General features: G+C 39.6%; 22 protein-coding genes and 6 pseudogenes. 7 read left to right on the top strand and 21 right to left on the bottom strand.

Annotation, left to right across the window (positions count from 1 at the left end):
- Positions 1 to 501: 501 nt before the first annotated feature.
- Positions 502 to 807, top strand: a pseudogene (locus MHB78_RS09065) (sigma-70 family RNA polymerase sigma factor); the annotation flags it as partial.
- A 533-nt stretch (positions 808 to 1,340) separates the two neighbouring features.
- Here MHB78_RS09065 and MHB78_RS09060 read toward each other — a convergent pair.
- The 4 genes from MHB78_RS09060 to MHB78_RS09045 form a co-directional block, all read right to left on the bottom strand.
- The gene (locus MHB78_RS09060) at positions 1,341 to 2,090 is read right to left on the bottom strand and encodes an ABC transporter permease (protein ID WP_046131590.1); all 750 of its coding nucleotides are present in this window, start codon (positions 2,088 to 2,090) and stop codon (positions 1,341 to 1,343) included.
- Positions 2,091 to 2,852: an ATP-binding cassette domain-containing protein gene (locus MHB78_RS09055; protein WP_046131589.1), complete on the bottom strand. Its 762-nt coding sequence runs from the start codon at positions 2,850 to 2,852 to the stop codon at positions 2,091 to 2,093.
- 172 nt (positions 2,853 to 3,024) lie between these two features.
- Positions 3,025 to 3,366, bottom strand: coding sequence for a DUF1048 domain-containing protein (locus tag MHB78_RS09050; RefSeq protein WP_046131588.1), 342 nt, complete (start codon positions 3,364 to 3,366; stop codon positions 3,025 to 3,027).
- A 71-nt stretch (positions 3,367 to 3,437) separates the two neighbouring features.
- Positions 3,438 to 3,758, bottom strand: coding sequence for a PadR family transcriptional regulator (locus tag MHB78_RS09045; RefSeq protein ID WP_006637664.1), 321 nt, complete (start codon positions 3,756 to 3,758; stop codon positions 3,438 to 3,440).
- 237 nt (positions 3,759 to 3,995) lie between these two features.
- Between MHB78_RS09045 and MHB78_RS09040 the strand changes: the two are divergent.
- Positions 3,996 to 4,172: pseudogene (locus tag MHB78_RS09040) on the top strand (sigma factor-like helix-turn-helix DNA-binding protein); the annotation flags it as partial.
- 71 nt (positions 4,173 to 4,243) lie between these two features.
- Here the strand turns inward: MHB78_RS09040 and MHB78_RS09035 are convergent.
- Together MHB78_RS09035 and MHB78_RS09030 are read right to left on the bottom strand one after the other, a co-directional pair.
- The gene (locus tag MHB78_RS09035; RefSeq protein ID WP_046131587.1) at positions 4,244 to 5,143 is read right to left on the bottom strand and encodes a DMT family transporter; all 900 of its coding nucleotides are present in this window, start codon (positions 5,141 to 5,143) and stop codon (positions 4,244 to 4,246) included.
- Between the two features lie 48 nt (positions 5,144 to 5,191).
- A pseudogene (locus MHB78_RS09030) lies at positions 5,192 to 6,046 on the bottom strand (alpha/beta hydrolase).
- Between the two features lie 163 nt (positions 6,047 to 6,209).
- Between MHB78_RS09030 and MHB78_RS09025 the strand changes: the two are divergent.
- Both MHB78_RS09025 and MHB78_RS09020 read left to right on the top strand, forming a co-directional pair.
- On the top strand, positions 6,210 to 7,091 hold the full coding sequence (locus MHB78_RS09025; protein WP_046131586.1) for a LysR family transcriptional regulator: 882 nt from the start codon (positions 6,210 to 6,212) through the stop codon (positions 7,089 to 7,091).
- Between the two features lie 100 nt (positions 7,092 to 7,191).
- Positions 7,192 to 8,235 (top strand): nitronate monooxygenase, encoded by a 1,044-nt coding sequence (locus MHB78_RS09020; protein WP_046131585.1) that lies wholly within the window; start codon positions 7,192 to 7,194, stop codon positions 8,233 to 8,235.
- A 100-nt stretch (positions 8,236 to 8,335) separates the two neighbouring features.
- Here the strand turns inward: MHB78_RS09020 and MHB78_RS09015 are convergent.
- The 3 genes and pseudogenes from MHB78_RS09015 to MHB78_RS09005 form a co-directional block, all read right to left on the bottom strand.
- Positions 8,336 to 8,491 (bottom strand): annotated as a pseudogene (locus MHB78_RS09015) (hypothetical protein); the annotation flags it as partial.
- Positions 8,468 to 8,677: pseudogene (locus MHB78_RS09010) on the bottom strand (sulfite oxidase); the annotation flags it as partial. The pseudogenes MHB78_RS09015 and MHB78_RS09010, both read right to left, overlap by 24 nt.
- Before the next feature lie 11 nt (positions 8,678 to 8,688).
- Positions 8,689 to 9,378, bottom strand: coding sequence for a molybdopterin-dependent oxidoreductase (locus MHB78_RS09005; protein WP_046131584.1), 690 nt, complete (start codon positions 9,376 to 9,378; stop codon positions 8,689 to 8,691).
- Positions 9,379 to 9,580: 202 nt separating this feature from the next.
- Between MHB78_RS09005 and murI the strand changes: the two genes are divergently transcribed.
- Positions 9,581 to 10,360, top strand: a complete 780-nt coding sequence (murI, locus tag MHB78_RS09000; protein WP_046131583.1) for a glutamate racemase — start codon at positions 9,581 to 9,583, stop codon at positions 10,358 to 10,360.
- Positions 10,357 to 11,361 (top strand): acryloyl-CoA reductase, encoded by a 1,005-nt coding sequence (locus MHB78_RS08995; RefSeq protein ID WP_099047063.1) that lies wholly within the window; start codon positions 10,357 to 10,359, stop codon positions 11,359 to 11,361. The genes murI and MHB78_RS08995 overlap by 4 nt, the downstream gene beginning before the upstream one ends.
- Before the next feature lie 260 nt (positions 11,362 to 11,621).
- Here the strand turns inward: MHB78_RS08995 and MHB78_RS08990 are convergent, their stop codons facing one another.
- The 5 genes and pseudogenes from MHB78_RS08990 to MHB78_RS08970 form a co-directional block, all read right to left on the bottom strand.
- Positions 11,622 to 12,191: a flavin reductase family protein gene (locus tag MHB78_RS08990; protein ID WP_046131581.1), complete on the bottom strand. Its 570-nt coding sequence runs from the start codon at positions 12,189 to 12,191 to the stop codon at positions 11,622 to 11,624.
- Positions 12,192 to 12,216: 25 nt separating this feature from the next.
- Positions 12,217 to 12,378, bottom strand: a complete 162-nt coding sequence (locus tag MHB78_RS08985) for an arginase (protein ID WP_099047064.1) — start codon at positions 12,376 to 12,378, stop codon at positions 12,217 to 12,219.
- 79 nt (positions 12,379 to 12,457) lie between these two features.
- A pseudogene (locus MHB78_RS08980) lies at positions 12,458 to 13,303 on the bottom strand (MerR family DNA-binding transcriptional regulator).
- 394 nt (positions 13,304 to 13,697) lie between these two features.
- Positions 13,698 to 14,048, bottom strand: coding sequence for a DUF2200 domain-containing protein (locus MHB78_RS08975; protein ID WP_046131580.1), 351 nt, complete (start codon positions 14,046 to 14,048; stop codon positions 13,698 to 13,700).
- A gap of 479 nt (positions 14,049 to 14,527) precedes the next feature.
- Positions 14,528 to 15,031, bottom strand: a complete 504-nt coding sequence (locus tag MHB78_RS08970) for a PCYCGC motif-containing (lipo)protein (protein ID WP_046131579.1) — start codon at positions 15,029 to 15,031, stop codon at positions 14,528 to 14,530.
- Between the two features lie 523 nt (positions 15,032 to 15,554).
- On the opposite strand from MHB78_RS08970, the gene MHB78_RS08965 reads away from it, so the two are divergent.
- Positions 15,555 to 17,147, top strand: coding sequence for a multicopper oxidase family protein (locus MHB78_RS08965; protein WP_046131578.1), 1,593 nt, complete (start codon positions 15,555 to 15,557; stop codon positions 17,145 to 17,147).
- Positions 17,148 to 17,453: 306 nt separating this feature from the next.
- On the opposite strand, the gene MHB78_RS08960 is transcribed toward MHB78_RS08965, so the two are convergent.
- The 7 genes from MHB78_RS08960 to MHB78_RS08930 all read right to left on the bottom strand — a co-directional run bounded on the left by MHB78_RS08960 (position 17,454) and on the right by MHB78_RS08930 (position 25,928).
- Positions 17,454 to 18,866, bottom strand: a complete 1,413-nt coding sequence (locus tag MHB78_RS08960) for a HAMP domain-containing sensor histidine kinase (RefSeq protein ID WP_046131577.1) — start codon at positions 18,864 to 18,866, stop codon at positions 17,454 to 17,456.
- Entirely contained in the window at positions 18,863 to 19,570 is a 708-nt protein-coding gene (locus MHB78_RS08955; RefSeq protein WP_046131576.1) for a response regulator transcription factor, read from the bottom strand. Before MHB78_RS08955 ends, MHB78_RS08960 begins: the two co-directional genes overlap by 4 nt.
- Positions 19,571 to 19,668: 98 nt before the next feature.
- Positions 19,669 to 20,217: a YdhK family protein gene (locus tag MHB78_RS08950; protein ID WP_046131575.1), complete on the bottom strand. Its 549-nt coding sequence runs from the start codon at positions 20,215 to 20,217 to the stop codon at positions 19,669 to 19,671.
- A 379-nt stretch (positions 20,218 to 20,596) separates the two neighbouring features.
- Positions 20,597 to 20,848, bottom strand: a complete 252-nt coding sequence (locus MHB78_RS08945) for an SHOCT domain-containing protein (protein WP_052948539.1) — start codon at positions 20,846 to 20,848, stop codon at positions 20,597 to 20,599.
- Positions 20,849 to 21,694: 846 nt separating this feature from the next.
- Complete coding sequence (locus MHB78_RS08940) at positions 21,695 to 23,896, bottom strand: MMPL family transporter (protein WP_065894589.1); 2,202 nt, start codon at positions 23,894 to 23,896, stop codon at positions 21,695 to 21,697.
- A 170-nt stretch (positions 23,897 to 24,066) separates the two neighbouring features.
- Positions 24,067 to 24,714: a response regulator transcription factor gene (locus MHB78_RS08935; protein WP_046131574.1), complete on the bottom strand. Its 648-nt coding sequence runs from the start codon at positions 24,712 to 24,714 to the stop codon at positions 24,067 to 24,069.
- The gene (locus tag MHB78_RS08930) at positions 24,711 to 25,928 is read right to left on the bottom strand and encodes a sensor histidine kinase (protein WP_046131573.1); all 1,218 of its coding nucleotides are present in this window, start codon (positions 25,926 to 25,928) and stop codon (positions 24,711 to 24,713) included. Before MHB78_RS08930 ends, MHB78_RS08935 begins: the two co-directional genes overlap by 4 nt.
- Between the last annotated feature and the right edge of the window lie 111 nt (positions 25,929 to 26,039).

Raw genomic sequence — 26,039 nt, 5'->3', positions numbered from 1 at the left:
CCTTCCTAATTATATTTATGCTGAAATAATTTGAACATGATGCAGGTGTTAAAAAACTCAATACGGCGGCCGATGAAGCCGCCTTGTTGTTTCATTAGAGATTATAAGATGTCTCCTATCCTAAATAGCCATTTCGCCAAATGAGTCGGACAACTTTTTTTATTATGGTTAATTCGTTAAAACTGAAAAAAACATCCGTTTTATAAACTCATGAACTTACAACATGCATCCACCCATTGTTTGAGCTCTTATCTTAAGTGAGTTGAGGCTGACATATCACTTACCTCTTGAAGTAGGTTAGTATTTAATTTTTTAGCACTAATAACTAATGCCGATAAAAATTCTGCATGACTTATTCGGCAACTTATTTAAATATATTGTTTGTCGTGGTCCGCTTACTGGCTTTTTAAAACCTTTTTGAATTAAACAATAATTCCTGACCAAAACCAGCTAATCCCTTTACCACTTTAGCGCAACAAAAACGGATAACCTCTGGGAGTCAATGAAATCAGCCTCATCGATGTCCTCAAATCGGAAAACGAAGACGTCATCGACACCATCCAGCTCAACATGGAGCTTGAAAAAGTCAAAAAATACATCGACATCCTTGACGGCAGAGAAAAAGAAGTCATCGTCGGCCGCTTCGGCCTTGATCTGAAAAAAGAAAAAACGCAGCGCGAAATCGCGAAGGAGCTCGGGATTTCGCGGAGCTATGTGTCGCGGATTGAGAAGCGGGCGCTGATGAAGATGTTTCATGAGTTTTACCGGGCGGAAAAGGAGAAGCGGAAGAAGGCGAAGGGGAAGTGAGATCGATGAAGAGGCTCAGGATTATATCAACCTGGCCTCTTTTTACTTTTTACCTTGAAGTGCGCTAATTTGGCTAGGTAACGGTGCATCTTCTGCTAACCTCTTATTGCGACTGTAAATACACACTGGAGTCTCTCACCGACTTTTAATTTTATCTAAACTTTCATGGTATTCCCTGAGTAATTCCCAATGTTCAACATTGATATCCATTTATGCCACAATCCCATAGCAACATTTGTTTATAAAATTAGTATTATGTGCAAATCTTTTTTCAGTGTTTATAGTGTCCATTTCCCCTTTGTATAGGGGTAAAGTGGCAGCATTATGCAACGTTCCGCCACTGTTGATATTAAATGGCGAGTATGAATATAAAAACCACCCAGCTGAAATGAACTTGGTGGTTTTTATTAACCTGATCAATGTTGTTTTCTTTTAAAAGGTAAATACGGCAACAAGGTGCTCAGACAGCTCATCAATAATCCCGCGTATCTTCGCTGTTGCTTCTTTATAATGATATGGCAAATCCCATAAACTTACCCTAACTTGCGTTTAAATTCTTTACTGGCGAAGAAGTAAGCGATGACCATGATGCCGACGCACCAGGCAAGCGCGATCCAGATATCCTTGCCAACAGACCCTTCATACAAGAGGGCACGAATCGCATTTACGATTGAAGTCACGGGCTGGTTCTCGGCGAACGCACGGACAATTTTAGGCATGGTTTCGGTTGGGACAAAGGCCGAACTGATAAACGGCAGGAAAATCAGCGGGTACGAGTAGGCTGTCGCTCCTTCCATAGACCCTGCTGTCAATCCGGGAATGACCGCCAGCCATGTCAGCGCCAGCGTAAACAGCCCGAGTATCCCAGCTACCGCGAGCCAATCCAGGATATCAGCGCTGGAACGGAAGCCCATCAAGAGCGCGACGAGAATAACCACCACGACAGTAAGCATATTGGAAACAAGCGAGGTCAACACATGAGCCCACAATACCGACGAGCGCTTGATGGGCATGGTAATAAAACGCGCCATCAGCCCGCTCTTTACATCCGTAAACAGACGCACGGAAGTATAGGCGACGCCGGATGCGATAGCCATCAGCAAGATTCCCGGCAATAAATAATTGACATAGTTGTCCGTGCCTGTCTCTATGGCGCCGCCAAATACGTAGACAAACAGCAGCAGCATCATAATCGGCGTAATCGCCACCGTAATAATTGTATCCGGGCTGCGCATGATGTTTCGCATTAAACGCCCTAGTAAAACCCCTGTTTTGCTTTTCATTTACATCCCCTCCTTTTTGCCGATGATCGCGAGGAAAATTTCCTCCAATGTCGGCTGCTTCTCGATGTACTCTACTTTCGCTGGCGGGAACATCTCTTTGAGTTCGGTAAGAGTACCGGTCTTGATGATTTTTCCGCCATGCAGGATCGCGATACGGTCCGCCAGTTGTTCGGCTTCCTCCAGATACTGGGTTGTCAGCAAGATGGTCGTGCCGCCGCCGGCAAGCTCCTTGACGGTATCCCAGACTTCAAGCCGCGCTTCAGGGTCAAGACCTGTCGTCGGTTCGTCGAGAAAAATGACAGCTGGCGTCCCGATTAGGCTCATGGCGATGTCAAGCCGGCGCTTCATCCCGCCGGAATACTTATCCGCCCGGCGGTTGGCCGCATCGGTCAGGCTGAATCTTGCAAGCAGATTGTCGGCGACTTGAGCGGGATTGGAAACTCCCCGCAGCTTGGCAATCATCATCAGGTTTTCCCGCCCGGTGAGCATGCCGTCTAAAGCTGCGAACTGCCCTGTCAGGCTGATGCTCTGGCGAACTTGATCCGGTTGACGCTGGACGTCAAAGCCGCAAATACCTACTTCTCCGCCGTCGGGCTTCATCAGCGTCGAGAGGATGTTGACAGTCGTCGTCTTGCCCGCTCCATTTGAGCCCAGCAGTGCAAAAATTTCGCCGCGCCGCACCTCAAAATCCACCCCTTTTAAGACTTCCTTGTCTGTAAAGGTTTTTTTTAACCCTTTTACAGAAATCGCTGCATTGTTCATACTTTTTTCCTCCTTATAAAAAGCGCAGTACGGAACCAGATTGCCTATACTCTCTATTTAGTGTGACTGATAATCTGTATAACTTATTAGCGGTTGAAAATATAACTGAATAGCGAAGGCGGCAATTCACATTTGTATCCAGCTATTCAGTCAATATTATCTATTGAATTCTTTATTTTTTTCCCAATCGCTTCATGATACTCTGATTCAAATCTTCGCGATACTTGGCGACATAGGTTTTAGCGTTTGCCACTAGTTCGTCGGCAAACGACGCCACATCGTCCCCTGTGATTTCCAGCACTTGTCTGCCTTCCGCCGCACCGGCTTCGAACAACTCGATTAATTCATACTGTATGTGCAACATGTCCATCCCGCTGCCCGCTGAGAAACTCCACATGTAGTTTTGAATTTTCTTAAATACAAACTGGTAGTCATCTGGAAGGGCTTTAACCCGTGCCATCATCATCCTGTACTCTTTTTTATCACCAATCATTTTTTTGAACATTTCCATCATGTTATTTTTCCTCCTTTTTTATAAAGCTGAACAAGACACTCTAAAAATTTCGGACGGAATATCTCATGAAGCTAGGTTGACTTCAAGACATTGATTTTTGACGATACAAAATCCCACTTTTTCCAAAATAATTCAAGTTCCTGGCGCCCAGCCTCATTAAGTGAGTAAAACTTGCGGGGCGGTCCCATATCTGACGGTTTCTTTTCTATGTTCACAAGTTTTTTCTTTTCTAATCGCATGAGGATGGTGTAGACCGTCCCTTCCACAACTTCGGTAAACCCAAGCTCGTTCAGGCGGCGGGTAATCTCGTAGCCATAGGTTTCATGGCGGCTGATGATTTCCAGCACGCAGCCTTCCAGCGAACCCTTCAGCATTTCAGTTAAATTTTCCATACTCAGAACCTCCCTTTTTTGTCCGACTTATATTCAGTATAACTTAGTACCAAAGGAAAATTTTACTGAATAGCCATTGGGAAATCCCGCTATTCAGTACTGCTTATTACATGTACATTGTATAACCGAGTAGCAGGGGATGTCAACTGCTTTTCTTAAAAATATTACTCCAGGGAAGTTTCTATTTGTTGCATATAGTGTACGTGTCCTTTGTAAGCGGAAAAAAATTCATTACTCAGAGAAAAAGAAGTCATCGTCGGCCGCTTCGGCCTTGATTTGAAAAAAGAAAAAACGCAGCGCGAAATCGCGAAGGATCTCGGGATTTCGCGCAACGGCTATGTGTCGCGGATTGAGAAGAAAATGTTTCATGAATTTTATCGCGCGGAGAAGGAGAAGCGCAAGAAGCCGGTCTAAAATTCCGGCTTTTTTATTTCACTAGGCTCTCAATAAAATTGTGTAGCCTGGCATGTATTAGTTCACAGGTGTTAACTCTGAATTCTTGCAACATCTAATTTCTTCGGCTTCCTATTTACAAAATAAATACTTAGTGTAACCAAAATTATGCCTGCCAGTATATTTAAAGTAATTGGTTCATTCAAGAAAAGTGCGCCAATCATTAATGCAACGATTGGTATAACAAACATGTAAGAAGCTACTTTACTCGCTTCTCCAAGTCTAACTAACGTGAAGTAAATTAACCACCCCAAGGCAATGACTAGAATAGCTCCAAATAATAAACCAAACACATACGAAAAATTCAGTTGAATGTCTCGCCAATTCTCAATCGAAGCACCGATGGCAGTCAGCATAATACCGCCAATGATAAACTGAACGATGATCATGCTTAGTACGTCTACCCTCTGTTCTATTTTTTTGGCGTAGACTGTCCCAATCGCCCAACTTACTGCGGTACCCACGGCAAGTAAAACACCAACAATTGAAATTTCCCCCGACAAGCTCCCTTCGCTAATCACCGCTTCTCCTATAATGCCCATAATCAAACCAATGAACTTAGATTTTGTCATTTCCTCTTGTAGCCATATCCAGGCCATCATTCCGACTAATACCGGCTGAAGGAAAACAATAACTGAAAATAATCCAGAAGGTAAATAATTTAGTCCAATTGTTTGGAGTCCATAATAGAGAATAACATTAAAAATAGTGGATATTGAATATATGCCCCAGTTTTCTCTGAGATTCAAATTCCTGATTTTCGGAAAAAAAACAATTAATAGAATGATCCCACCAAGAAAAGTTCTCATGCCTGAGAACAGAAAAGGAGGTGTATATTCCAACGCAATCTTTGTAACAGGCCAATTCAAACTCCAAATCATAACAAGGGAAGTAATAAGAATCATCCCTTGTTTAGGTGATATCTCCTTCAACCAAATCTCTCCTTATAAAAATTAATTCCCCTAATCGTGCCCCATAGTTTATATAACGTGATTTTTTAAAAAATTTAAAATCAATCTCCCGATTTCATTCGCATGTGTTTCCAATGCAAAATGTCCAGAATCTAATAAATGAACCTCGGAATCAGGCAAATCTTTTTTAAAGGCTAGAGCACCTTGCGGAATAAACGAAACGTCATTTTTACCCCATACTGCCAATAAAGGCGGTTGATGTTCACGCAGATATTGTTGAAATGCCGGGTAAAGTTTTACATTATTTTGATAATCGAAGATTAAATCTAATTGTTTTTCATCATTTCCCGGCCGGGACATATATGCAATATCAAGAGTATAGCCATCTGGCGATACTTGATTATTTTGTGTCCCATCAAGATACTGATTCTTAATTGTTTCTGGTGCAAATGCTGTACGGTAGCTGTCTCTTTTTTCTTGTGTTGGATTTTTCCAATAATCTTCCCGCTTAGCCTATTTTTCCCCCAAACCTTCCCGATAGATGTTTCCATTTTGACTGATTATTGCTGCAATGCGTTCCGGATGTTTCAAAGCTAAACGAAAGCCGATGGGGGCGCCATAATCAAAGACATAAAGTGCATATTTCTTTAGACTAAGCCGATCTACGAAAGCTGCAACAATTTCAGTAATGTGGTCAAATGTATATTCAAACTTTTCTCTGTCAGGTGAGGCCGTATTACCGAAACCTGGGTAATCGGGCGCAATTACATAATAGTCATTGGCTAGAACAGGTATTAGTTCCCGGAACATATGACTTGAAGTTGGAAAACCATGAAGCAATAAAATCACCGGTTTTTTTGGATCCCCAGCCTTGCGGTAAAATACATTTATGCCCTTTATTTCTATAAAATGATATGTCGTCATTAATATCCCTCCAGTGCTCAATATTGATTTTTTTTACTTGGCTCACTCACGAAATAGCTTACTTTTCAAAGCTTAGTTTACATGAAGTTCACCTATCATATATAATTCAAAATTAAGATGTTAGATATCTCAAAATTAGATATCAATTTTCAGGAGGATCATTATGAATATTCAGCTGTTGAAAGTTTTTCTCACTACTGCTCGAGAAGGCAGTATTTCTAAGGCAGCTCAAGCTTTAAATTATGCACAATCGAACGTAACGAATAAGATACAGCAACTGGAAGCCGATTTACAGACAAAATTATTCTATCGCCATAGACGAGGGATCACACTTACCCCCACAGGGCAAATTCTTGTTTCATATTCAGAAAAAATTCTAAATACCATTGAAGAAGCTAGAGCAGCCATGGGTGAATCATCTGCACCTTCCGGACCTCTGCGTATTGGGTCCATGGAAACAACGGCTGCGGTTTGGCTGCCTGAACTCCTTGCAGATTATAGTAACCATTATCCGAACGTTGATTTAACATTAGAAACCGGACCTACCGAACAACAAATACAAGCAGTGTTACACTATGAGTTAAACGGCGCTTTTATTTCAGGTCCTATTGAACATCCTGATTTAGTTCAAGAAAAGGTATTGGAAGAAGAGTTGGTTCTGGTTACGAGTGCTTCACACACAGCTGTTTCTTCCTTTCATGATGTTCAAACACAAACAATGCTGGTATTCCGCGAGGGGTGCTCTTACAGAGCAAAACTCAATCATATCCTGCAAGAAGAAGGTTTATTGCCTGTAAAATTGATGGAATTTGGAATACTTGAAGCGATCATTGGTTGTGTCAGTGCCGGCTTGGGCATTTCACTCCTGCCCCGTTCAATTATTGCGGCACATGAAAAACAAGGACGCATCCGCAGCCATACCATCTCTGACAAATATTCTTTAGTTACCACTATGTTTATTAGGCGAAAAGACACTTTAATAACACCTGCTTTATCTGCTTTTTTAACTCATATGAGGGCGCATTTTCAGAAAAAACAGAGTTGACAAAGAAGGAAAACTAAATGTTTAAGCGAATACGGATCTTTGAGCAAAATTGAAAATGTCACTTTTTTCAAAAAGTCATGTCTTAACGGGGGGATTCGGTATGAATGAATTTATGAAGATGTTTTCCTTAACGAAGCCTATTATTCAGGCTCCAATGGCTGGCGGTATTACAAAGCCACGACTTGCATCAGCAGTTTCGAATCAAGGCGCTCTCGGGAGTTTGGCATCGGGATACCTTACGCCAGAAATACTGGAACAACAAACAAAAGAAATGTTTGAGCTGACAGACGCTCCTTTTCAAATTAATGTGTTTGTTCCGTCAGACCTTGAAACACCTTCAGAAGAACAAGTTGAAAAGTGGAAAAAAAACATCCCGTTAGCTGATCAAGCAAATCAATTCAAATCTGTACAAGACGAGTGGGATGACTTCTATCAAAAAATCGATATTATCTTAAGATACAAAGTGAAGGCTTGCTCATTCACTTTTGATCTGCCGCCTGAAGATGCAGTAAAAGAACTGAAAGCCTCTGGATGCTGTTTAATTGGAACCGCTTCAACTGTAGAAGAAGCAGTGTTAATGGAAGAACGGGGAATGGACATAGTCGTCCTTCAAGGCAGCGAAGCCGGTGGACATCGTGGAGCATTCTTGCCTTCCAAAGGTGAATCTGCCGTAGGTTTGATGGCTCTGGTTCCACAAGCAGCAGATGCACTGGGTGTTCCAGTCATAGCTGCAGGCGGAATTACAGACCACAGAGGGGTAAAAGCAGCTTTAACGCTTGGAGCACAAGGAGTACAAATCGGGTCTGCTTTTTTAATTTGCCACGAGAGTAACGCACATGCAGTACATAAGCAGAAAATACTAGAAGCAAACGAAGCAGATACAAAGCTTACGAAACTATTTTCAGGCAAAGAGGCAAGAGGAATCGTGAATAAATGGATGGAAGAAAAAGAAGGATATGAGACACAAACCCTTCCATATCCTTATCAAAATACACTGACCAAGCCAATGAGACAGCAGGCATCACTTCAAAATAACCATGATCAGATGTCTTTGTGGGCAGGTCAAGGAATACGATCACTGACTGAACAAATTTCGGTTAAGCAGCTTTTATATAAGCTTTGCCATGAGGATATAAAAATATAGGTGTGCATCTCATTGTTTATATAATAAAGTATAGCAAAAAAGCAAACTGCGTTAGATAGTTTGCTTTTTTCTTCTTGATTTCGCTCCCTGTATGCTGAAACTAATCAATATTGGGATGTAAATTTTTCTCGTCCAAAGAATTTTGAACGAAGATCATTGCCCTGGATACTTGATTGCGTCTTGAAGTTAAAGGCTGGCAATTTCCTAATGAGTCAAACGCTCGCACAATTATTAAATATTCACCTGCAGATTTCGGGAGCCAACGGAAAGAAAATTTTTGCCACTCAACATTCTTACGGGCTTCAACTATAGCTTCTTTCCAATTCTCTCCGCCATCAGTAGATACTTCAACTGATACAATTGGATTTTCTGCCCATGTCCAACCGAAAATATCAAGTACTTCATGTTTAATCAATTGTCCATTCTGAGGATGTACAATCATACTGTTTGGACTTACAGCCCACACCGGTGACTCTTTTGGTTGTCCGTCAACTGCTTCCCGGTCAACAAATATTTGGTTGTGAAATCACTTTTGCTTCTTGCATCTGAAACGATCAAATGAGTCAGCCATTTTGTAGAGTTAGTTCCATAACAGCCGGGAACGACAAGTCGAACAGGACCTCCTCTCTCTACAGTTAACGGCTCGCCGTTAATTTCCAAAGCTATTAATACGTTTGGATTTAACGCCTTTGCCAGAGGAAGATCTTTCTCGTATTCGGAATAGTATTTTTGATTATAAATCCCTTGATCAATACCCTTTGAAATAACAAAGCATGCCTCTTCTTTTACACCCACCATACTGAATAAATCTGCGAGCCTGACGCCTTTCCAGACAACGTTTCCAACTCGCCGTTGCGGCACTTTGGGATGAAGGGGATTTCCTGCACACTCATGAAACGCCATTACAGATGTTTGTGGAAATGCTTTTAAATCCTCCAAACTTAATTCAATCGGTCTATCAACCAGCCCGTTGATACATAGCATCCATTTACGTTCATTAATATCAGGAATACCAAGATGCCATACTTTGAATAAATCAGCTTCTCTAGTAATTTTTCTCGAAAGGCTGTTTATATCGTGGTTCTGAATGAGCCCAAAACCCGAATACTTCATTGGTTGATTTGACTTTGATGACTTCACCATATTACATCACCGACACTTTTCACTCTTATCTCTCCCTTCTTAAGTTTTGCTATAAAGTAACATATTGAATTAAGTCTAACCTATTCGAAAATTAGATATCTCCCATATTAAATTCGAATATTAAAATGGTTCTTTTTCGTTTGATTAAGATGATTCGAAGTCATATGATAAAAAAAGAATGAGAAAGAAAGCGTGAAAAGTTATGAAAATAGGATTTTTTGATTCTGGAATAGGCGGAATGACTGTATTGTATGAAGCCATAAAAATTCTGCCTAATGAAGATTACATTTTTTATGCTGATACCTTAAACGTTCCCTACGGTGAAAAATCAAAGAAAGAAGTTAAAGAATATGTTTTCAGTGCAGTTGAATTTATGGCCGGTCAAAATATCAAAGCTCTGGTTATTGCATGTAATACAGCTACTAGCATTGCTATAGAAGATCTTCGGAGAAATTTTGATTTTCCGATCATCGGAATCGAACCCGCTGTAAAGCCTGCTATAAAAAAATGTACAGAGGAAAGAAAAAGAGTTCTAGTAGTTGCTACTAATTTGACGCTTAAAGAAGAGAAATTTCATAATTTAGTAAAAGAAATTGATCACTATGACCTTGTTGATTGCTTAGCTCTTTCAGGACTGGTTGAGTTTGCCGAGAACTTTGATTTTAGTGAAGACAAGATCATTAAATATCTAAAGAACGAACTATCTTCTTTTGAATTGAAGCAATACGGAACCATAGTGTTAGGGTGTACTCATTTTCCGTTTTTCAAAAAACTGTTTGGAATAAACGTTGATATCATTTCAGGCAGTATCGGTACTGCAAAACAGTTGAAGAAAATTCTTGTAGATTATAACCGACTTGGTAAAGGATCGGGCTCAATCACCTTTTACAATTCTGGTCATAAAATTGAGGACGAAGAAATGATATCAAAGTACAAAAAATTGTTTGAAATATTAGATGAAAATCAAAAGGAGTATTTTTGAACATGGAATTCAATGCTCTGGTTATAAACAATGCAAATCAAAATTTTTCAGTAAATGTCCAAAAGTTAACTTCTTCAGATTTGCAAAAGGGAGAAGTACTGATTCGGGTTTGTTACTCCAGTGTAAACTATAAAGACAGTCTTGCAGCCATTCCTCAAGGGAAAATTGTATCAACCTATCCATTTGTTCCAGGTATAGATTTATCTGGAGTGGTCGTTTCCTCAGAGGATGACCGTTTTCAAGCAGGAGACAAAGTCATTGCTACCAGCTATGAAATAGGTGTTTCCCATTTTGGCGGCTACAGTGAATACGCTCGGATTCCTGCTGATTGGATTGTCCCCCTTCCTGAGGGTCTTACATTAAAGGAAGCGATGATTATTGGTACTGCCGGTTTTACTGCTGCATTATCCGTACAGCGCCTTGAAGAAAATCATGTCACACCTAAAAAAGGCAAGGTGCTTGTCACAGGAGCGACAGGCGGAGTCGGCAGTTTTGCTGTGTCTATTCTCTCAGCAGGCGGTTATCATGTTGAAGCAAGTACAGGGAAAGAAAAAGAAAGCAACTACCTGAAAGAACTGGGCGCTAAAACTGTTATTCATCGGAATGAAGTATATAACGGCACCTTAAAACCGTTGCAAAAACAAAAATGGGCAGCTGCTGTCGATCCTGTAGGCGGTGAGCCTCTGGCATCAATACTTAGCCAAATTCAGTACGGAGGGTCAGTCGCCGTTAGCGGGTTAACAGCCGGTACAAAGCTTCCATCCACAGTATTTCCGTTCATACTAAGGGGAGTGAATTTGTTAGGAATTGATTCCGTTTATTGTCCAATGGAAACTAGACAAAAAACATGGCAGCGCCTAGCCGGTGAACTGAAGCCATCCAATTTAGAAAGCTTTGTTCAGAAAGAAGTAACGCTTGATCAATTACCGGATGTTCTTCCTACCTTATTAAGAGGCGAAGCAAGAGGAAGAATTGTTGTAAATATAGGAGAACGCAATTAAAATCAACTAAGAAGTGGACCCGGAAAGTCTGCTTCTTTTTCTTTCGAACAAACAATCCTTGTATTGAGATATCACTCAATAAAATAAAAGCTTATCATTCATTTACAAAAACCCGGTTTTGTAAAATGAATTGAGTCTTAGAAATATCAAAAGACCGCAAAGATTTCTTAAAGAAGCTTTGCGGTCTTTGGGACTCTTTCTTGTGGGGTTTTATGAGCATGTATGCCGCGTAACAATGAATGTGGAGGAACCTGAAAGTTTCAATCAGAATTGGAAGAAAACGGGTGTTGATGTTCCTCTGCTTGACTATTTAATATTCGATAGCTGGACCCTCCAATATGAAGCGGAATATCCAGTTTTTCTAAATTTGGCATTCCATTTTTTAAGAAAAGCTCTTTATCTTGATATCTCTGTAAAACTTCTCCCACAATCCACTCTTGATCGCCCAAAGTGGAAACACTGTGTACTTTACACTCATAAGCAAAATACGCATCATTTAAAATCGGTACCTCGGCTTTTAGTCCTGCTGCGTATTGAATATGAAATGCTTCAAATTTATTTATATTTCTACCGGTATGGGTGCCTAGTGCTTGAATGAGTTCCGAACATCTCCCCGGAAGAAAATTGACACCGAAAACGCCACTTTTGTCAATCAATTCGTAAGTATATGTCTCTTTGTTTAATGATATCCCATACATTCCTGGAGAAGATCCAATATACGTATGCCACCCGGAAGCCATTGCATTTTTTTTACCTTCATATTGAGACGTAACGACAGCTACCATTCCAGGGTAGGCGTACCAAATTGGTTTATCTATCGGTGTTCTCATCTTCATCGCTCCTTTTGTTTTAGATTCATTTTTTATTAAATTTTGAGAGGCTCGCATCTAAATCGACATGTTCTTCTTCAAATGGACCGTTCGTTTTAGCTGCAAGCCAATGGGCTCCCAGCAGGTTGCTTCCGCCGTGCCATTGCGGCATGCGCAACCGAAGCATCCCATCTTCTTTATTTGTCATCTCATCCTTCCTTTCAAATATTCATAAGAATGATGTACAAATCATAAACCCTATAGCAACTATAGGGTCAAGGGGTTCGTTATTTTTTCAGCACTCTAAATTCTGTGAGGAAGTCTTCTTCTCTTAATGAGTTATAGCTGTTTGGAAGAGAAACTTGATATACGTTTCCATCCGTTTGGATGCCGTGAGATTCAATAAAATGGTACAGTTTTTGATAATACGAAAAATAATTTGTTGAAGAGCAATCAAATGCAATGCACACATATTCACCTGATGGGATTGTATCTATCCTAATGTTTTGTTCTCCTATATCTATCTTTACTCCATCATAAATCGTCGTATAAACACTGTTGCAACAAATATCACCGGAATCTTTATAAGGCTTTAAATCATAAATAAGTCCGTAATAGTTGTCGATTATAGCTCCTCTTTCTTCAAGGACTTCAGCCAATTTTCGGTAGTACAAATCTGATTGGTCATGAGGATTCACTTGAGGTGTCGCTACTTTTAAAATGGTTTGGCCTTCTATATGTCGAACATAAACCAGACCTTCTTCTTTTTTAGTACGTATCTCCAATTGTTCATTAAGCTGATTCTTTCTTCTTTGAAGCAATTGCCTGGCACGTTCGAGTTTTTCCATGTCACGCTCAATCACGCTTTCTTGCTCCTCAAGAAAGGTTTGCATCAGTTCAGGGGTAAATGTATGTGAGATAATGCGCTTAATTTCTTCCAAAGGTGTTTTAATATATTTGAGATATTTAATAATATCTCAATAAAAGAACTGTTTAACATGGTAATATCGATAGCCGTTATCCTCATCTGTACATTGAGGCTTGAAAATTCCGATCTTATCATAATAGCGCAATGTTTGAATTGAAATGTTATTTAGACGGGCTGTTTCCCCAATTGAAAAATATTCTTTCATCAATCCCATCCTTTCTTCTTTGTTCGTTCTTAAAAATTTCACTATACACGATGACAGTCAAAAACCTAACTGAACGATCTTCGAGAAAAAACCCGTTTTAAGACGATCTTCTTTTTCCTCCAGTTCGTTTTTAATCCTACGTCTAATCTTGTCTACAGATGATCTACCGTAAGCTCTTCCTGAAGAAAACCTATCCCTTCCTTTACCACTTTAATACAATAAAAATGGATAACGCGTGATTTTAAAGATTTTTTTAAGGATTTGAAATAAAAAGCATCTCGAGAAACCCATTTTAGAACAAATAAAAAGAATCCATTTCGAAAAATGTTTGATCAAAATGGATTTCTTCTTTTGTGGATTAGTATTCATTTTTTATAAAAAGTTTTCGTCATTATTATTTTCGCAAAATCTTCTCCATCGATTTTCCCTTTGCTAGCTCATCGATTAACTTATCCAAATAGCGAATTTCCCGCATCGTTGATTCTTCGATATCTTCCACCCGGACGCCGCAGACTACACCTTTGATCAAAGCCCGTGAAGGATTCAGTCGGGGGGATTCCGCAAAGAAGGTTTCAAAGTCTGTCTGTTTTTCCAGTTGCCCTTCTAGCTCTTCCTGGCTATATCCTGTCAACCAACGAATGATTTCATCGACTTCTGATTTTGTACGTCCTTTTTTCTCTGCTTTCGAAATATAATAGGGATAGACTCTTGCGACACTCATTGTATAAATCTGATGTTTGGTCATGATACATCCTCCCTTGTGACTGTTTGAGGAATTATCAACATTCAGCTATTAACGTAATTGTATCAATTTTTTGGTGAGTTATCGAATTTTATTTAAAATGATCAAACTTTATTTCAATAATACAAAAGTCAAAAAGTGATAACGGCATGTTTTATCATACTTTATCAGAAAAATACGGTATCGAACATCGATGATAAAAGGAATGAGGAAGTTGGGAACAGAACAATCAATTTCATTGCAAGGTCGAGAATGGAACGGATTGGTAGATAACCGCGAAGGACCTGGGGATCTCGGTTAGAAAATGTAAATACTGCTGTTAGACGGATTGCTTGCAAAATAATTTTTTGTAACCACTTCTCACCCTACCATCTCTAAATCTCTTTTAAAATCCACGTGTTCTTGCACATCATTTGATGCCCAAATCATGCTTCTATCCGATATCGACATTCATAGAATTAGTTGCCCTTTTATGTTGCTAGTTAACTTACTGGGGTAGGAGTCGGGTCAGCATATCCTTCCTTATATTCTTTATCAATCATCTTGCGAATTTCTTTTACCGTTTTTCCTTCTTTAGATTTTGAAATTGATCGATCTGCGATTTTCAAACAAACATCACATTTTGTTCCATGATCATCCCAAACAACAGAGCCATCTTTGTTATTCTTGTAAACAAAACAATCATAGTTATTTTTATGGCCGGCAGACTTACCGCATCCACAGTAGCAAGGAATGCTTTCAAGCAATTCTTTATTCTGTGCTGCAATTTTATACAGATTCTTTACATTTTTCGGCTTATTGTTTAAGAATTCAGGCAACACATCAATTGAATTTGTCTCTTCTCTCACATCACCCGATTTGGAGGAAGTGAGGCTAGTACGCTTCTCTTCTTTTTTGGAATTTGAATCAGCATTTCCGTTCGTATTAGTAGAACAAGCACCTAAAATAATGAAACTTAACGACAAAACAAGCATAATTTTCTTCATTTGTATTGTTTGCTCCTTTTTAAGCAGACTTTATAACAAATCACTTCTTCGGAAAACATGTTAACTTTTCCTGCTTTTTCAATCACACCAGCTTTACATTTTAATTGGCGATCCGTAGTTCAACCACAAGTGGATATACGTTTTGATATAACTGAACACGTCGACCTTTCGCAATAAGAAGGTCATTTAAGAGGGGCCCTTTGGATTTATTTAATTATACAAATGTGTAGAATTTGTGTAGTTTCATATAAAAAATGTAAAAGCGAAGGAAACCACCTTTTCCAATTGTTGAAAGACTTCCACCTATCGATAGATTTTTTTCTTAAAAAGAGGCCGGCTCATTGGTAAGCTTGAGATATTTGCAGTCATTCCCATCGTCACATCCCGTTCACTACCCCTTCCCTATGCCTTGTCATAATTATGGTTAACCAAATAAAAATGTTTATCAATAATTCCTTCTTCTTCATGATATCTACATAATTTCTCGTTAAAATATGATTGTCAAAAATTCGGAGGTGGGAAAATGAAGAAGAAAATCATTTTGTTTTTTTTCATTTCTTTATTTGTATTCATTTTAGGTGCATGTTCGAACACAAAGAATAAAAGCGAAACGGATCATAGCAAGGTGAATACGGAAATGAAAGAAGAAAAGCCAGTGTCAGCCGAAAGGAGTATAAAACCAACATCTAATACTGAGCAGATTAGTCAAAACGAAATTACGATAACTGCCCAAGAAAGAGAACACACGTTAACCAAAGGGAAAAAAGTAACCGTATGGACCTTTAACGGTTCAGTACCCGGCCCCGAAATACGTGTGCAAGAGGGCGAAAATGTAAAGATTAAACTTAAAAATGAATTACCTGAACCGGTCACAATACATTGGCATGGTCTGCCGATATCAAATCATATGGATGGTATACCTGGCGTAACGATGAATGCTGTTCAACCAGGTAAAAGCTTCACATATGAATTTAAAGCTACTGTACCGGGCACCTATTGGTACCATAGCCATCAAAATAGCGTTGAACAATTAGACAAAGGGCTTTATGGTTCACTTATCGTTGAGAAAAAAAATGATGATAAAAAATATGATGAAGACTACACTCTCGTTTTAGATGAATGGATGAGTTCTGGAATGGATATGGGTTCTCAATCTAATCAGATGAGTGACATGGACCATGGAGAGATGACCATGAATTCAGGTGAAGACGATAATTCAGATCATTCTACAGGAATGAAGCATGACATGAGCATGTACGATATTTTCACCATTAATGGGAAAAGCGGAAATGATATTTCACCTTTGAAAGTGAAGAAAGGCGATAAAGTAAGGCTTCGACTTATTAATGCCGGATTTATGTCGCATAAAATTCACTTACACGGCCATGATTTTAAAGTGATCAGTACAGATGGGCTAGAACTTAATGATCCCGGTGTTATTAAAGATAAATTGTTGCCCATAGCTCCTGGTGAGCGTTATGATATTGAGTTTACAGCAAATAACCCTGGTAAATGGAACCTTGAATGTCATGGAGAAATGAAAGGTACAAAAGGAATGAAAGCACTCATACAATATGAAGGCTTTTCGGGGAAAGACATCGATCAACCGAATGAAAAAGAAACTCTGCCAACCATTGATTTAACTTCTTACGGCAAAAAGAGTAAACAAGAGTTTACACTCGATCAATCGTATGATTTAGAATATACGATGAACTTGAACACGATTTCCGAGAAAAATGAATTGAAATATACAATAAACGGAAAAACATTCCCCGACACAAAAAATCTCGCGGTGAAAAATGGAGATTTAGTCAAAGTAAAAATGTTCAATCGTTCCAAGAATGATGACCACCCAATGCATTTACACGGGCATTTCTTTCAAGTGTTAAGTAAGAATGGCACACCCATTCAAGGTTCACCAATTATTAAAGATTCCATTAATTTAAAACCTGGTGACGAATATGTGGTCGCATTCAAAGCAGATAATCCCGGCAATTGGATGTTCCACTGCCATGACTTACACCATGCTTCAGCAGGCATGGTAACTGAAGTGAAATATAAAGGTTTCAAGTCAGACTTCACATCAGACCCTAATGCAGATAATAAGCCAGAGTAACATGGATTATAGTGATGTAAGTCCCGCCCGTTTTAACGGGCGGTTTATTTCTATGTTTTTCGTCAAAGCCCCGGTCACCTCAACCGTTACTGTACTTTCTTCATGAATGCTGCTATCTTTTTTTATTGAAAATCAAATATATGATAGTAATAATCATTGGTACCAACATACATAGGCAAATTCCAAAAAATGATTTCATATATGGATCGAAACCATTTATATTAAAAATTGTGCTGGATAATGTAAGGCATCCGACACCGACTAGAATAAACAACAATGGTATGATGATGCTGGTTATTTTTTTCATCACTTCTCACTCACTTTTTTGCCGGTTGGAAAGCTTAGCTTGAATGTAGTCCCAATATTCTCAGCACTCTTTATTTCGATTCGCCCTCCTAGTAATTTAACCAAATTCTTCACGATCGCAAGTCCTAAACCTGTGCCCCCCGTAGATCTGGATCTTGATTTTTCAACGCGATAAAACCGTTCGAAAACATAAGGTAAATCTTCTTCTGGAATACCGATGCCGAAATCTTTTATAAAAACTTGAATGTCCCGTTTTTGAAGTGCCGTGTATACCTCAATTTTTGTAGCCTGATTACTGTACCTGATAGCATTTTCGATTAAATTGATGAATATTTGTTCCAGCCTCTTCCCGTCTGAATATAAAAATGGAGGGTCGTTTCGGGTATTAAAATGAATATGAATTCCTTTTTCTTTTGCTTTTAGATCAACTTTTTTAACAGAGCTTTTTAAAACCTCCGATATGTCCACCCATTCAAAGCTTAAATCTAACTTGCCTTCTTCCATTTTCGCCAGTTCGAATAAGTCGTTGATAAGCTCCGCTAGTCGTGTTGATTCATCATAGATAATCATCAAATATTGTATTTTTTCTTCTTCACTGCCGTAAAGCTCGTCTTTCAAAACCTTTGAATATCCTTTAATGTATGATATTGGTGTTCGTAATTCATGAGAAATGTTTGCGAAAAACTCTCTTCGATTGGTCCTATAATCCTCGAGCTCTCTTTCCAAATCCATTATAGCTGCCGCCAAACTTCCTACTTCGTCTTTTGTAGGAACGACGAGCCTTGTTTTAAGTGTCCCCTTTGCTATCTCACGTGTAGCACGCTCCATCTTCAAAAGTGGAGCAGAAAGTTTTTTGGATATAAAGAATGTAAAACCAATTGCTATAAACAAAGATCCTATCACAGATACCAATAGCCAGATGCGAACTTTCGCTATAGAGGTATTCACTTCGTCCATATTGGAAACAACGACAAGTCCACCTTTCACTTCATTTCCAATTACAATTGGCTTACCTGTCAGCAGAAATTTTGGATCTCCACTTTTTTTGGAGTATTCGATGCCAACCGTCTGTTCTTTAGAAATCGGGTTAAAGATATAATCCGCAACTTGAGTACCTTCGTTAAACCCCAAAAGCCCCGTACTCTTTATTATTTTGCCCTTCATATTAAAAACAAAAAGGTCTGCATTCATTAATTCTGACGACATCTCAAACATATGATAAGCATTTGTATCTTCCACATTTGAAATAGACGCTGAATATTTAGCTGCAAAATGATTCATCTCTTCTTGCTTTTGATTCTTATAAAACGCTGTAAACAGTTGATCAATAGTAAAAACTAATGGGAAAAGAACAGTCAATAATAAAATGATGATGGTTCCACTGAGCTTAAATGTAATGCTGTTCATATTCATATGGATTGATCCACATCTTGAAATTTATAGCCTATCCCCCACACCGTTTGGATTGGATTATAGCCAGAACCAATGTCTTTAATTTTTAGTCGAATGTTTTTGATATGTGTATCTATTGTTCTTGTGTCTCTGAAATCATCTTGCCCCCACAATATATCTAGGAGTACTTCTCGCGTAAAGACCCTTTTAGGATTGAGTGCGATTGTATGGAGTATTTTATATTCCTTTGGAGTTAAGTCCAAAACTTCCCCTCCTAGCGAAACTGCATGGGCTTCTTGATCAATCTGAAGATAACCGTCTCCATAGTTTATAATATTTTCATCTTCTTTTTTTTCTTTATTTAACACCGATCTTCTGATTAATGCATGCACCCGAGCAATTAGCTCCTCTGATTCAAACGGCTTGATTAAATAGTCGTCTGCGCCAATTTCCAGCCCATGCACTTTATCTTTTACATCACTTCTAGCAGTCAACATCAAGATTGGTGAAAAGCTCACTTTTCTGATTTCTTTACATGCTTTCCAGCCATCCATTCCCGGCATCATAATATCGAGGATAATTAAATCAAAAGAAGCTGTTTTGACTTTCTTAATTGCATCCTCTCCTTCATTTGCTTCTATGATATCGTAATCTTCCTCTAAGTGAATTTTTAGTAAGTTTCTCATTTTCCATTCGTCATCAACAACTAAAATTTTCTTCCTCATGTGCTCCCTCCTCAATCTTGACGGCATCTACTGCAAAAAAGCTTATCCATTAAAGGAATAAGCTCTTTTTTTGTACCCGGTTTTCCCGCGTTTCAATATTAATCAGTGGCAGAAAGTTCACTTTCTGTTACCCACATATGATTTTTCACTTCTTTTCCACCTGTGGTCGGCTGATAATCAACCATATACACAGTGGTTCTTTCGTCAGTATCAATTGTGGCAGTTGCACCTTTCATGCCTTTCATATGATTTGCTTCTAAGGTCACTTCCGTTCCCGATTCAAAAGGTTTATCACCTGCCTCTTTTATTTCTTCCTGAACGACCCATTTATAGTTTTTCATTCTTTTTCCGCCGATTGTTGGAGTATACGTAACGGTATAGACTGTAGTATCGTAGGCACCGACAATCGTTGCTTTGGCACCTTTCATACCCTTCATGTGATTTGCCTTGTTCATCACACTGCTTCCAATTTTATATGTTGGATTTTTTGCTTCTTTCATATCTTTAGGAGCTTCCTCATTCATTTCCATATTGCTGTGATCTATATCTTGCATATCATCAGTATTGTCTTTACTTGCATTATCATTATTCGCGTCTGCACAAGCACCCAGTATTAATAAAAGAGTTGCAAATAATGATGCGATCATTAGGTTTCTTTTTCCATTTTTCGTGAAATATCTTCCTCTTTTGGCATTTGTATTTAAATGATATCATACTAAGAAAATGTGTAGAATTTATGAAGATGATTATCGAATTTCACTATAAAGCACCTGTTTTTTCTTTCTTGTTAAAAATTCGGTTCATTTTAGTATTATTTGCTTGCTCATGTATAATATCTATACAATTATAATGCCATAGGATCGCACTGGAAAGTTTCCTATTTGTTATGCTAATAGAAAAGTTTGAAGAATGAATTTTATCATGATGGAGATGCCAGTATCTTTTACAAAAAAACACAGCAGCACTCGAACTATCGAATGCTGTTGGTTAAACGAACATACACTTTATTTAAAGATGATCTACTTTCTATTTTAATACCTTCCGTTTTCGTTCATACTCTTCCTCACTTATTTCACCCTTGGCATAACTTTCTTTTAATAACATTAGCGGTCGGTCAGTTCCTCTGACACCGCACTTAAAAGAGCGACCAACCACATAAACGGCTACAGCCGTGAGCAATATCAAAAACAGGAAGCCGAAGAACAGCATTATACACATTCCTGTCATAGAAGTACTATTGATCATTCCGTTCATCATTGTCATCAGCTCGTTTCTCAATTGTTACCGTCCTCTATCGGTAAACAATGACAACAACTGTTGCCAAAGATCTTCCACCATTAAGGATATACGGCTTTTGCATGTAGTATCTTTGACTCTTTACTATTTTCTGATTGTTGTAGGGCTCTTCTCTTTCAAGAATTAGATTTCCTTCATAAGTTTTTGGTTTTGTTCGAACAATTCATCTATTTTATTTTGAAACGATTGTAATCCAGTAGATGATTTTAGGTGTTGATCCGTTTTTGTATTTTTATGCTCTTTAAACATACCCTTCATACAGAACAACATCATTATAGGTCATGCAAGAAAGAGCAAAATCTGTAACCAAACTATTTTTTTCACTCACTCCTTTTCATTTTGATATAAGAAGTATAAGCAAAAAATGTGTTGAAAATATGTATTTTAAAAAGGTGAAAAGAAGTTTTTTTCTCATAATGGGTTATGGTTGAATGGAAGTGAACCTGCCGAGGAAAAAATGAGTCTTCCCCTAGCAATGCCAGAAGGAAAGCTTGATGAGGAAATTGTTTCTGTGCACACGGCTATTAATACCATAACTAAAATGAAGAGCTGTTAAGACATCTTCAAGGAATTAATGGCGAATTTTCTTAAGTAATTTAATTCAAGACTTGTTGTTATGCAATATGTACATGAGTATTTCCTTCTGAGGTTAAGTTTTGTTGTAAAACAGTCTCTGATCTATGTATGGGGATGACTTATTTTTAGTATCATTAATGGACTCCTAGACAATTTATGCCAAGGCGTAATATTACTCATATATAGCTATCTTCAGATTAAGTGTGGCTTATACACCTGGTTTGGTGTATAAGCCTGCTAGTTCCCCTATCTTTACATTGCTTTATCTATATTCTGAGCCTCCTTGCCTTCAAGTTCGTCAATAAGAGATACCCCTTCAATGTCTACTTTTAGCAATATACGGTCCAGCCACTTAGGTAAATACCAAGCTGATCGCCCTAATAACGACATGACAGCAGGGACCAGGGTCATCCGAACGACGAAGGCATCGAACAAAACACCAAATGCAAGGGCAAGCCCCATTGACTTAATGGTAATGTCATCTCCGAAAATAAAGCTGGCAAAGATAAAGATCATAATCAATCCGGCCGCGGAAACAACTGCCCCGCTGTGTTTCAACCCTGATAGTATGGATTTGCGGGCATTTCCAGAGCGTACATACTCCTCTCGAATGCTACTCACGAGAAAAACTTCATAATCCATAGCAAGGCCGAATAATATGCCGATGACTAGAATCGGCAGGAAATTTAGGACAGGCCCTGTCGCAGGTATTCCAAACAGGCTGTTTAAATATCCGTCTTGGAGAACACTGACAGTGAATCCGAGTGTGGCTGTAAGTGTCATGATAAACCCGAGAACCGCTTTTAAAGGGATGAGAATTGAACGGAATACAACAACGAGAAGGACAAATGCAAAACCGACAACAATGAGAATGAACACTGAAAGCGCTTCTGTCAGTTTATTAGAAATATCAATATTTACTGCGGTCGGTCCTGTCACTTCAAATTTGACATCTTCTTTTTGTGCAATTTGTTCTGCTTTATCCCGAATATCTTCCACAAGTTTTTTTGTCATCGGTGTTTTCGGACCCGTACTCGGCGTTATGTTAATCATTGCATATTCTCCTGACGAGTTTGGAATGGGCGGAGATATGCTGTCTATATTTGATATTCCTTCCAGCTCTTTAGCCGCTTTTTGAATTGCAGCTTGATGATTTTGCTCATTAGACGCGTCAGCTACAATGACAAGCGGTCCGTTGACACCATCACCAAATCCTTCAGCCATCAAATCGTATGCCTTCCGTTCAATCGTATCTTTTGATTTCATTCCATTATCCGGCATACCAAGGTCAAGATGCAGGGCAGGCAAACTTATGACTGCGGTCAAGATGATGCTCCCCAATACAATTAAAATCGGATAACGGGTGATGAACCGTCCCCACGCGTTAGAATCAGAATTCTCTCTCTGCTTGCTTTTGAACATCGCGCCAAGCCATTTATTTTTCCTTGCGGGAGAAATCCGTTCTCCTACAAGGCTGAGAACAGCCGGTACGGCGGTGATGGCAACCAACACTACAAAAAAGACCACTACCGCCGCCACAAATCCCATATTTGCAAGAAAAGGGATGCCGACAACTGACAAACCGCAGAGGGCGATGATAACAGTGACTCCCGCAAAAACAACAGCGCTTCCTGCCGTTCCAACAGCACGAGCGACTGATTCTCTCACACTTAATTCATCGGCTCGCAACTTACGGAAACTTGAAATTATAAACAACGCATAGTCAATGCCTACCGCTAACCCGATCATGACGGCAAGCGACAGGCTCACCGATGTCATTGTCGTAAAATTTGAGCCGATCATCACAATAACGAGGCCATTGGCTAGCCCGATAAGAGCCGTTATGATCGGAAGCCCCGCGGCAAGAAAGGAAGCAAATGTAAAGGCGAGAATGAAGTAAGCGATGACCACCCCAACAATCTCTGATGCTCCTCCGATCTCCAACTCTGAAAACTCGACTGTTCCTCCGAGTTCCGTCTGTATGCCATTGCTGTTCGCTTCTTTGGCAACCTTTTTTATTTTGTCCTTCGAAGCCTCGGTTACTTGGTCAGCCTTAGCCTGATACGTAATTGTTGCATATCCGATTTTCTTGTCTTTATTCACCGTTCCGCTTTGATAAGGGGCAGCCACCGATTTGACAGCCTTATCTTTAACGGCTTCTTTCAATGTCTCTTGTATTTTTTTTCTGACGGAATCAGATTCGAGCGTTTCTCCTTTCGGCGCCTTGAATATCAGCTGAATTGTGCCGTTTTCATTACCTGATGGAAACTTCTTCTTCAGCAGTTCGCCCGCCTTTTCTGATTTAGTCCCGGGGATCGCGATCTCTCCGTCAAAAGAAGTGCCAATCCCAAATACTACAGCTCCTGCAACAGCCAGGATGCACAGCCATCCGATCAACACTCTTTTCGGCCGAAGAAATGCCCACTCTCCGAGTCTGTACAAATATTTTGCCATACTTCTCACCTTTCTTTTGCTTCATATTTTGTAAACAGGCGGCAGTCCTGTGATTTTCAAATGAATATCCTTTTGAAGCATATCCTTATATTAAACAAAGACAAAACAAAAAAAATCGTACATTAGGGCAAATGCCTAATGTACGAAAGGGCAAGATTCATATGTACCATTTATAAATGAAGGATTCTCCGTTCAATGGCCACCGCAACAGCCTCAGACCTTGAAGAAACCCCCAGCTTATTATAGATATTTGTTAAGTAAGCTTTCACTGTGCGCTCTGAAATCCCCAAGTCAAAAGCGATTTCCTTGTTTTTTGCACCGTGTGCCACAGATCGTAGCACAAAAAGCTCTTTTTCTGTCAGGATTGCTTTTACGGAATTATTTTCAGACAAAGACTCGCTTATTTTGCCAGCAAATATCCTGTCAGTTATTTCCGGCTGCAGAAGCGTTTCGCCCCTAATGGCCGATTCAATCGTCCTGAACAGGTTTTCCCTGCTTGTGTCTTTTAATAAATAACCTTTCGCCCCTAAAGCGAGCCCCTGAACCATCAAATCATCTTCATTGTATGTCGTCAGAATAATAATAGGAATGCCGGGATCCCTGTCCCGCAATCTTTTTATCGCCTCCAGTCCGCTCATCTTCGGCATGTTGAGGTCCATTAAAATGACATCAGGATTCAATTCTGACGCTAGGCGAAGCGCTGCTTCTCCTCCATCCGCTTCCCCGCATACTTCATAATCTTCGCTCGTTTCTAAAATGAGTTTCAGCCCTTCTCTTACGACAAAATGGTCATCAACAACTAATACTTTGTATCTCACAGGTATTCTCCTTTATGGATGGGTACTTCTATTTGAACCGTTGTTCCTTCTTGCAATCGGCTTTCAACATCTATAACACCTCTTAACACACGAACCCGTTCATGGATGCCCAATAATCCATAATGTCCCGCTTTTTTTTCTGTCATGCGAGGATCAAAACCTGTCCCATCGTCCTTTATTTCAATATAAAGCCTGTTGTTTCTTTCTTCAATTGTAAGCCAAGCATGCTTGGCTTTCGCATGACGCGCAATATTTGTTAAACATTCGCTTATAATTCGGTGTCCGTGTTCAACGATGAGACCCGGCAGCGCACCTGTCAGTTTCATTTGAACAAAACACGGAATTCCGGTAGCGGATTGAAAACGATGGACTTCGTGATCAACTGCTCCACTAAAGTCCGCGTCTTGAGCCCCTTTTAAACGCAGGTTGTCGATTGCAAGACGCGCTTCAGCCAAGGTTTCCCTAACACGTTCCATGGCCTGCATGACAATTGCCTGAGATTTCTTGTAATTGCCGCTGCTCATATGGGCGTCAACCGCCTCCAGTTGCATAATGAGGCCGACCAACCCCTGGGCAAGCGTATCATGCAGGTCTCTTGCCATGCGTTGCCGTTCATTTGCAACGGTCAGCTGCTCCACCTTTTGATGGGCAACCTCCAGATCTTTAAGAAAAGCCTGCGTGCGGATTCTCGCCCGCACCTGCCTGAAAAACAGAATGGCATAACCCGCAACGCTAACCACTAAAGGGAGCATAATCAACAGAAACAGCGATAAATTCCAAATCCCCTGCATCCAAAAGACACCAAGGCAAAACAAAAACAAAAAGAAAAGGGATGAGAGGAGGATTTTTCCTATACGATAGTAGACGCCCACACTTTGCCCGATTAAAAGTGTATAAAGGCCGATAAATGTAGCCGGACAACCGTCAGGCATGATGCAGCCTGAGACAAAAACTAAGATGCCTTGCGCGGCAATATACACCCAAGTTTTTTGCAGCGGCCGGCCGCTCATCCGCCAATAAAGCATAATATGTATAGCAATGAAACAAGTATAAATAATGGTATGCACCAATAATGGACGACTTATAAACTGCAAAACAAGAGTTGTCGCATAAGTGATAGCCACCCAAATCATAACAGGCGCCCTGGCAGCATATAATTGATTCGCGTCATCGCGTTCCTCATTTGCTATTTTTATTGCAGACATATCGGACATATTTGGATCAACTTCCCTTTACATTAAATTAGGCGGCTTGAAAAAAGAACTTCACTGTTTCATTATAACTTGTTGCAGAAACCGAAAGCCAACAGATGAATGGCTCATATT

It is taken from the genome of Bacillus sp. FSL K6-0138, assembly GCF_037982765.1.
Taxonomy (GTDB): domain Bacteria; phylum Bacillota; class Bacilli; order Bacillales; family Bacillaceae; genus Bacillus; species Bacillus glycinifermentans.
The sequence above is the reverse complement of the archived record's forward strand: the minus strand, read 5'-3'. Positions and strand labels throughout refer to the sequence as shown.

Excerpts from the sequence above, each read along its gene's own strand:
- MHB78_RS09060 (WP_046131590.1), bottom strand. The coding sequence starts at position 2,090 with ATGAAAAGCAAAACAGGGGTTTTACTAGGGCGTTTAATGCGAAACATC.
- MHB78_RS09055 (WP_046131589.1), bottom strand. The coding sequence starts at position 2,852 with ATGAACAATGCAGCGATTTCTGTAAAAGGGTTAAAAAAAACCTTTACA.
- MHB78_RS09050 (WP_046131588.1), bottom strand. The coding sequence starts at position 3,366 with ATGATGGAAATGTTCAAAAAAATGATTGGTGATAAAAAAGAGTACAGG.
- MHB78_RS09045 (WP_006637664.1), bottom strand. The coding sequence starts at position 3,758 with ATGGAAAATTTAACTGAAATGCTGAAGGGTTCGCTGGAAGGCTGCGTG.
- MHB78_RS09025 (WP_046131586.1), top strand. The coding sequence starts at position 6,210 with ATGAATATTCAGCTGTTGAAAGTTTTTCTCACTACTGCTCGAGAAGGC.
- MHB78_RS09020 (WP_046131585.1), top strand. The coding sequence starts at position 7,192 with ATGAATGAATTTATGAAGATGTTTTCCTTAACGAAGCCTATTATTCAG.
- MHB78_RS09005 (WP_046131584.1), bottom strand. The coding sequence starts at position 9,378 with ATGGTGAAGTCATCAAAGTCAAATCAACCAATGAAGTATTCGGGTTTT.
- murI (WP_046131583.1), top strand. The coding sequence starts at position 9,581 with ATGAAAATAGGATTTTTTGATTCTGGAATAGGCGGAATGACTGTATTG.
- MHB78_RS08990 (WP_046131581.1), bottom strand. The coding sequence starts at position 12,191 with ATGAGAACACCGATAGATAAACCAATTTGGTACGCCTACCCTGGAATG.
- MHB78_RS08985 (WP_099047064.1), bottom strand. The coding sequence starts at position 12,378 with ATGACAAATAAAGAAGATGGGATGCTTCGGTTGCGCATGCCGCAATGG.
- MHB78_RS08975 (WP_046131580.1), bottom strand. The coding sequence starts at position 14,048 with ATGACCAAACATCAGATTTATACAATGAGTGTCGCAAGAGTCTATCCC.
- MHB78_RS08970 (WP_046131579.1), bottom strand. The coding sequence starts at position 15,031 with ATGAAGAAAATTATGCTTGTTTTGTCGTTAAGTTTCATTATTTTAGGT.
- MHB78_RS08965 (WP_046131578.1), top strand. The coding sequence starts at position 15,555 with ATGAAGAAGAAAATCATTTTGTTTTTTTTCATTTCTTTATTTGTATTC.
- MHB78_RS08960 (WP_046131577.1), bottom strand. The coding sequence starts at position 18,866 with ATGAATATGAACAGCATTACATTTAAGCTCAGTGGAACCATCATCATT.
- MHB78_RS08955 (WP_046131576.1), bottom strand. The coding sequence starts at position 19,570 with ATGAGGAAGAAAATTTTAGTTGTTGATGACGAATGGAAAATGAGAAAC.
- MHB78_RS08950 (WP_046131575.1), bottom strand. The coding sequence starts at position 20,217 with ATGATCGCATCATTATTTGCAACTCTTTTATTAATACTGGGTGCTTGT.
- MHB78_RS08940 (WP_065894589.1), bottom strand. The coding sequence starts at position 23,896 with ATGGCAAAATATTTGTACAGACTCGGAGAGTGGGCATTTCTTCGGCCG.
- MHB78_RS08930 (WP_046131573.1), bottom strand. The coding sequence starts at position 25,928 with ATGTCCGATATGTCTGCAATAAAAATAGCAAATGAGGAACGCGATGAC.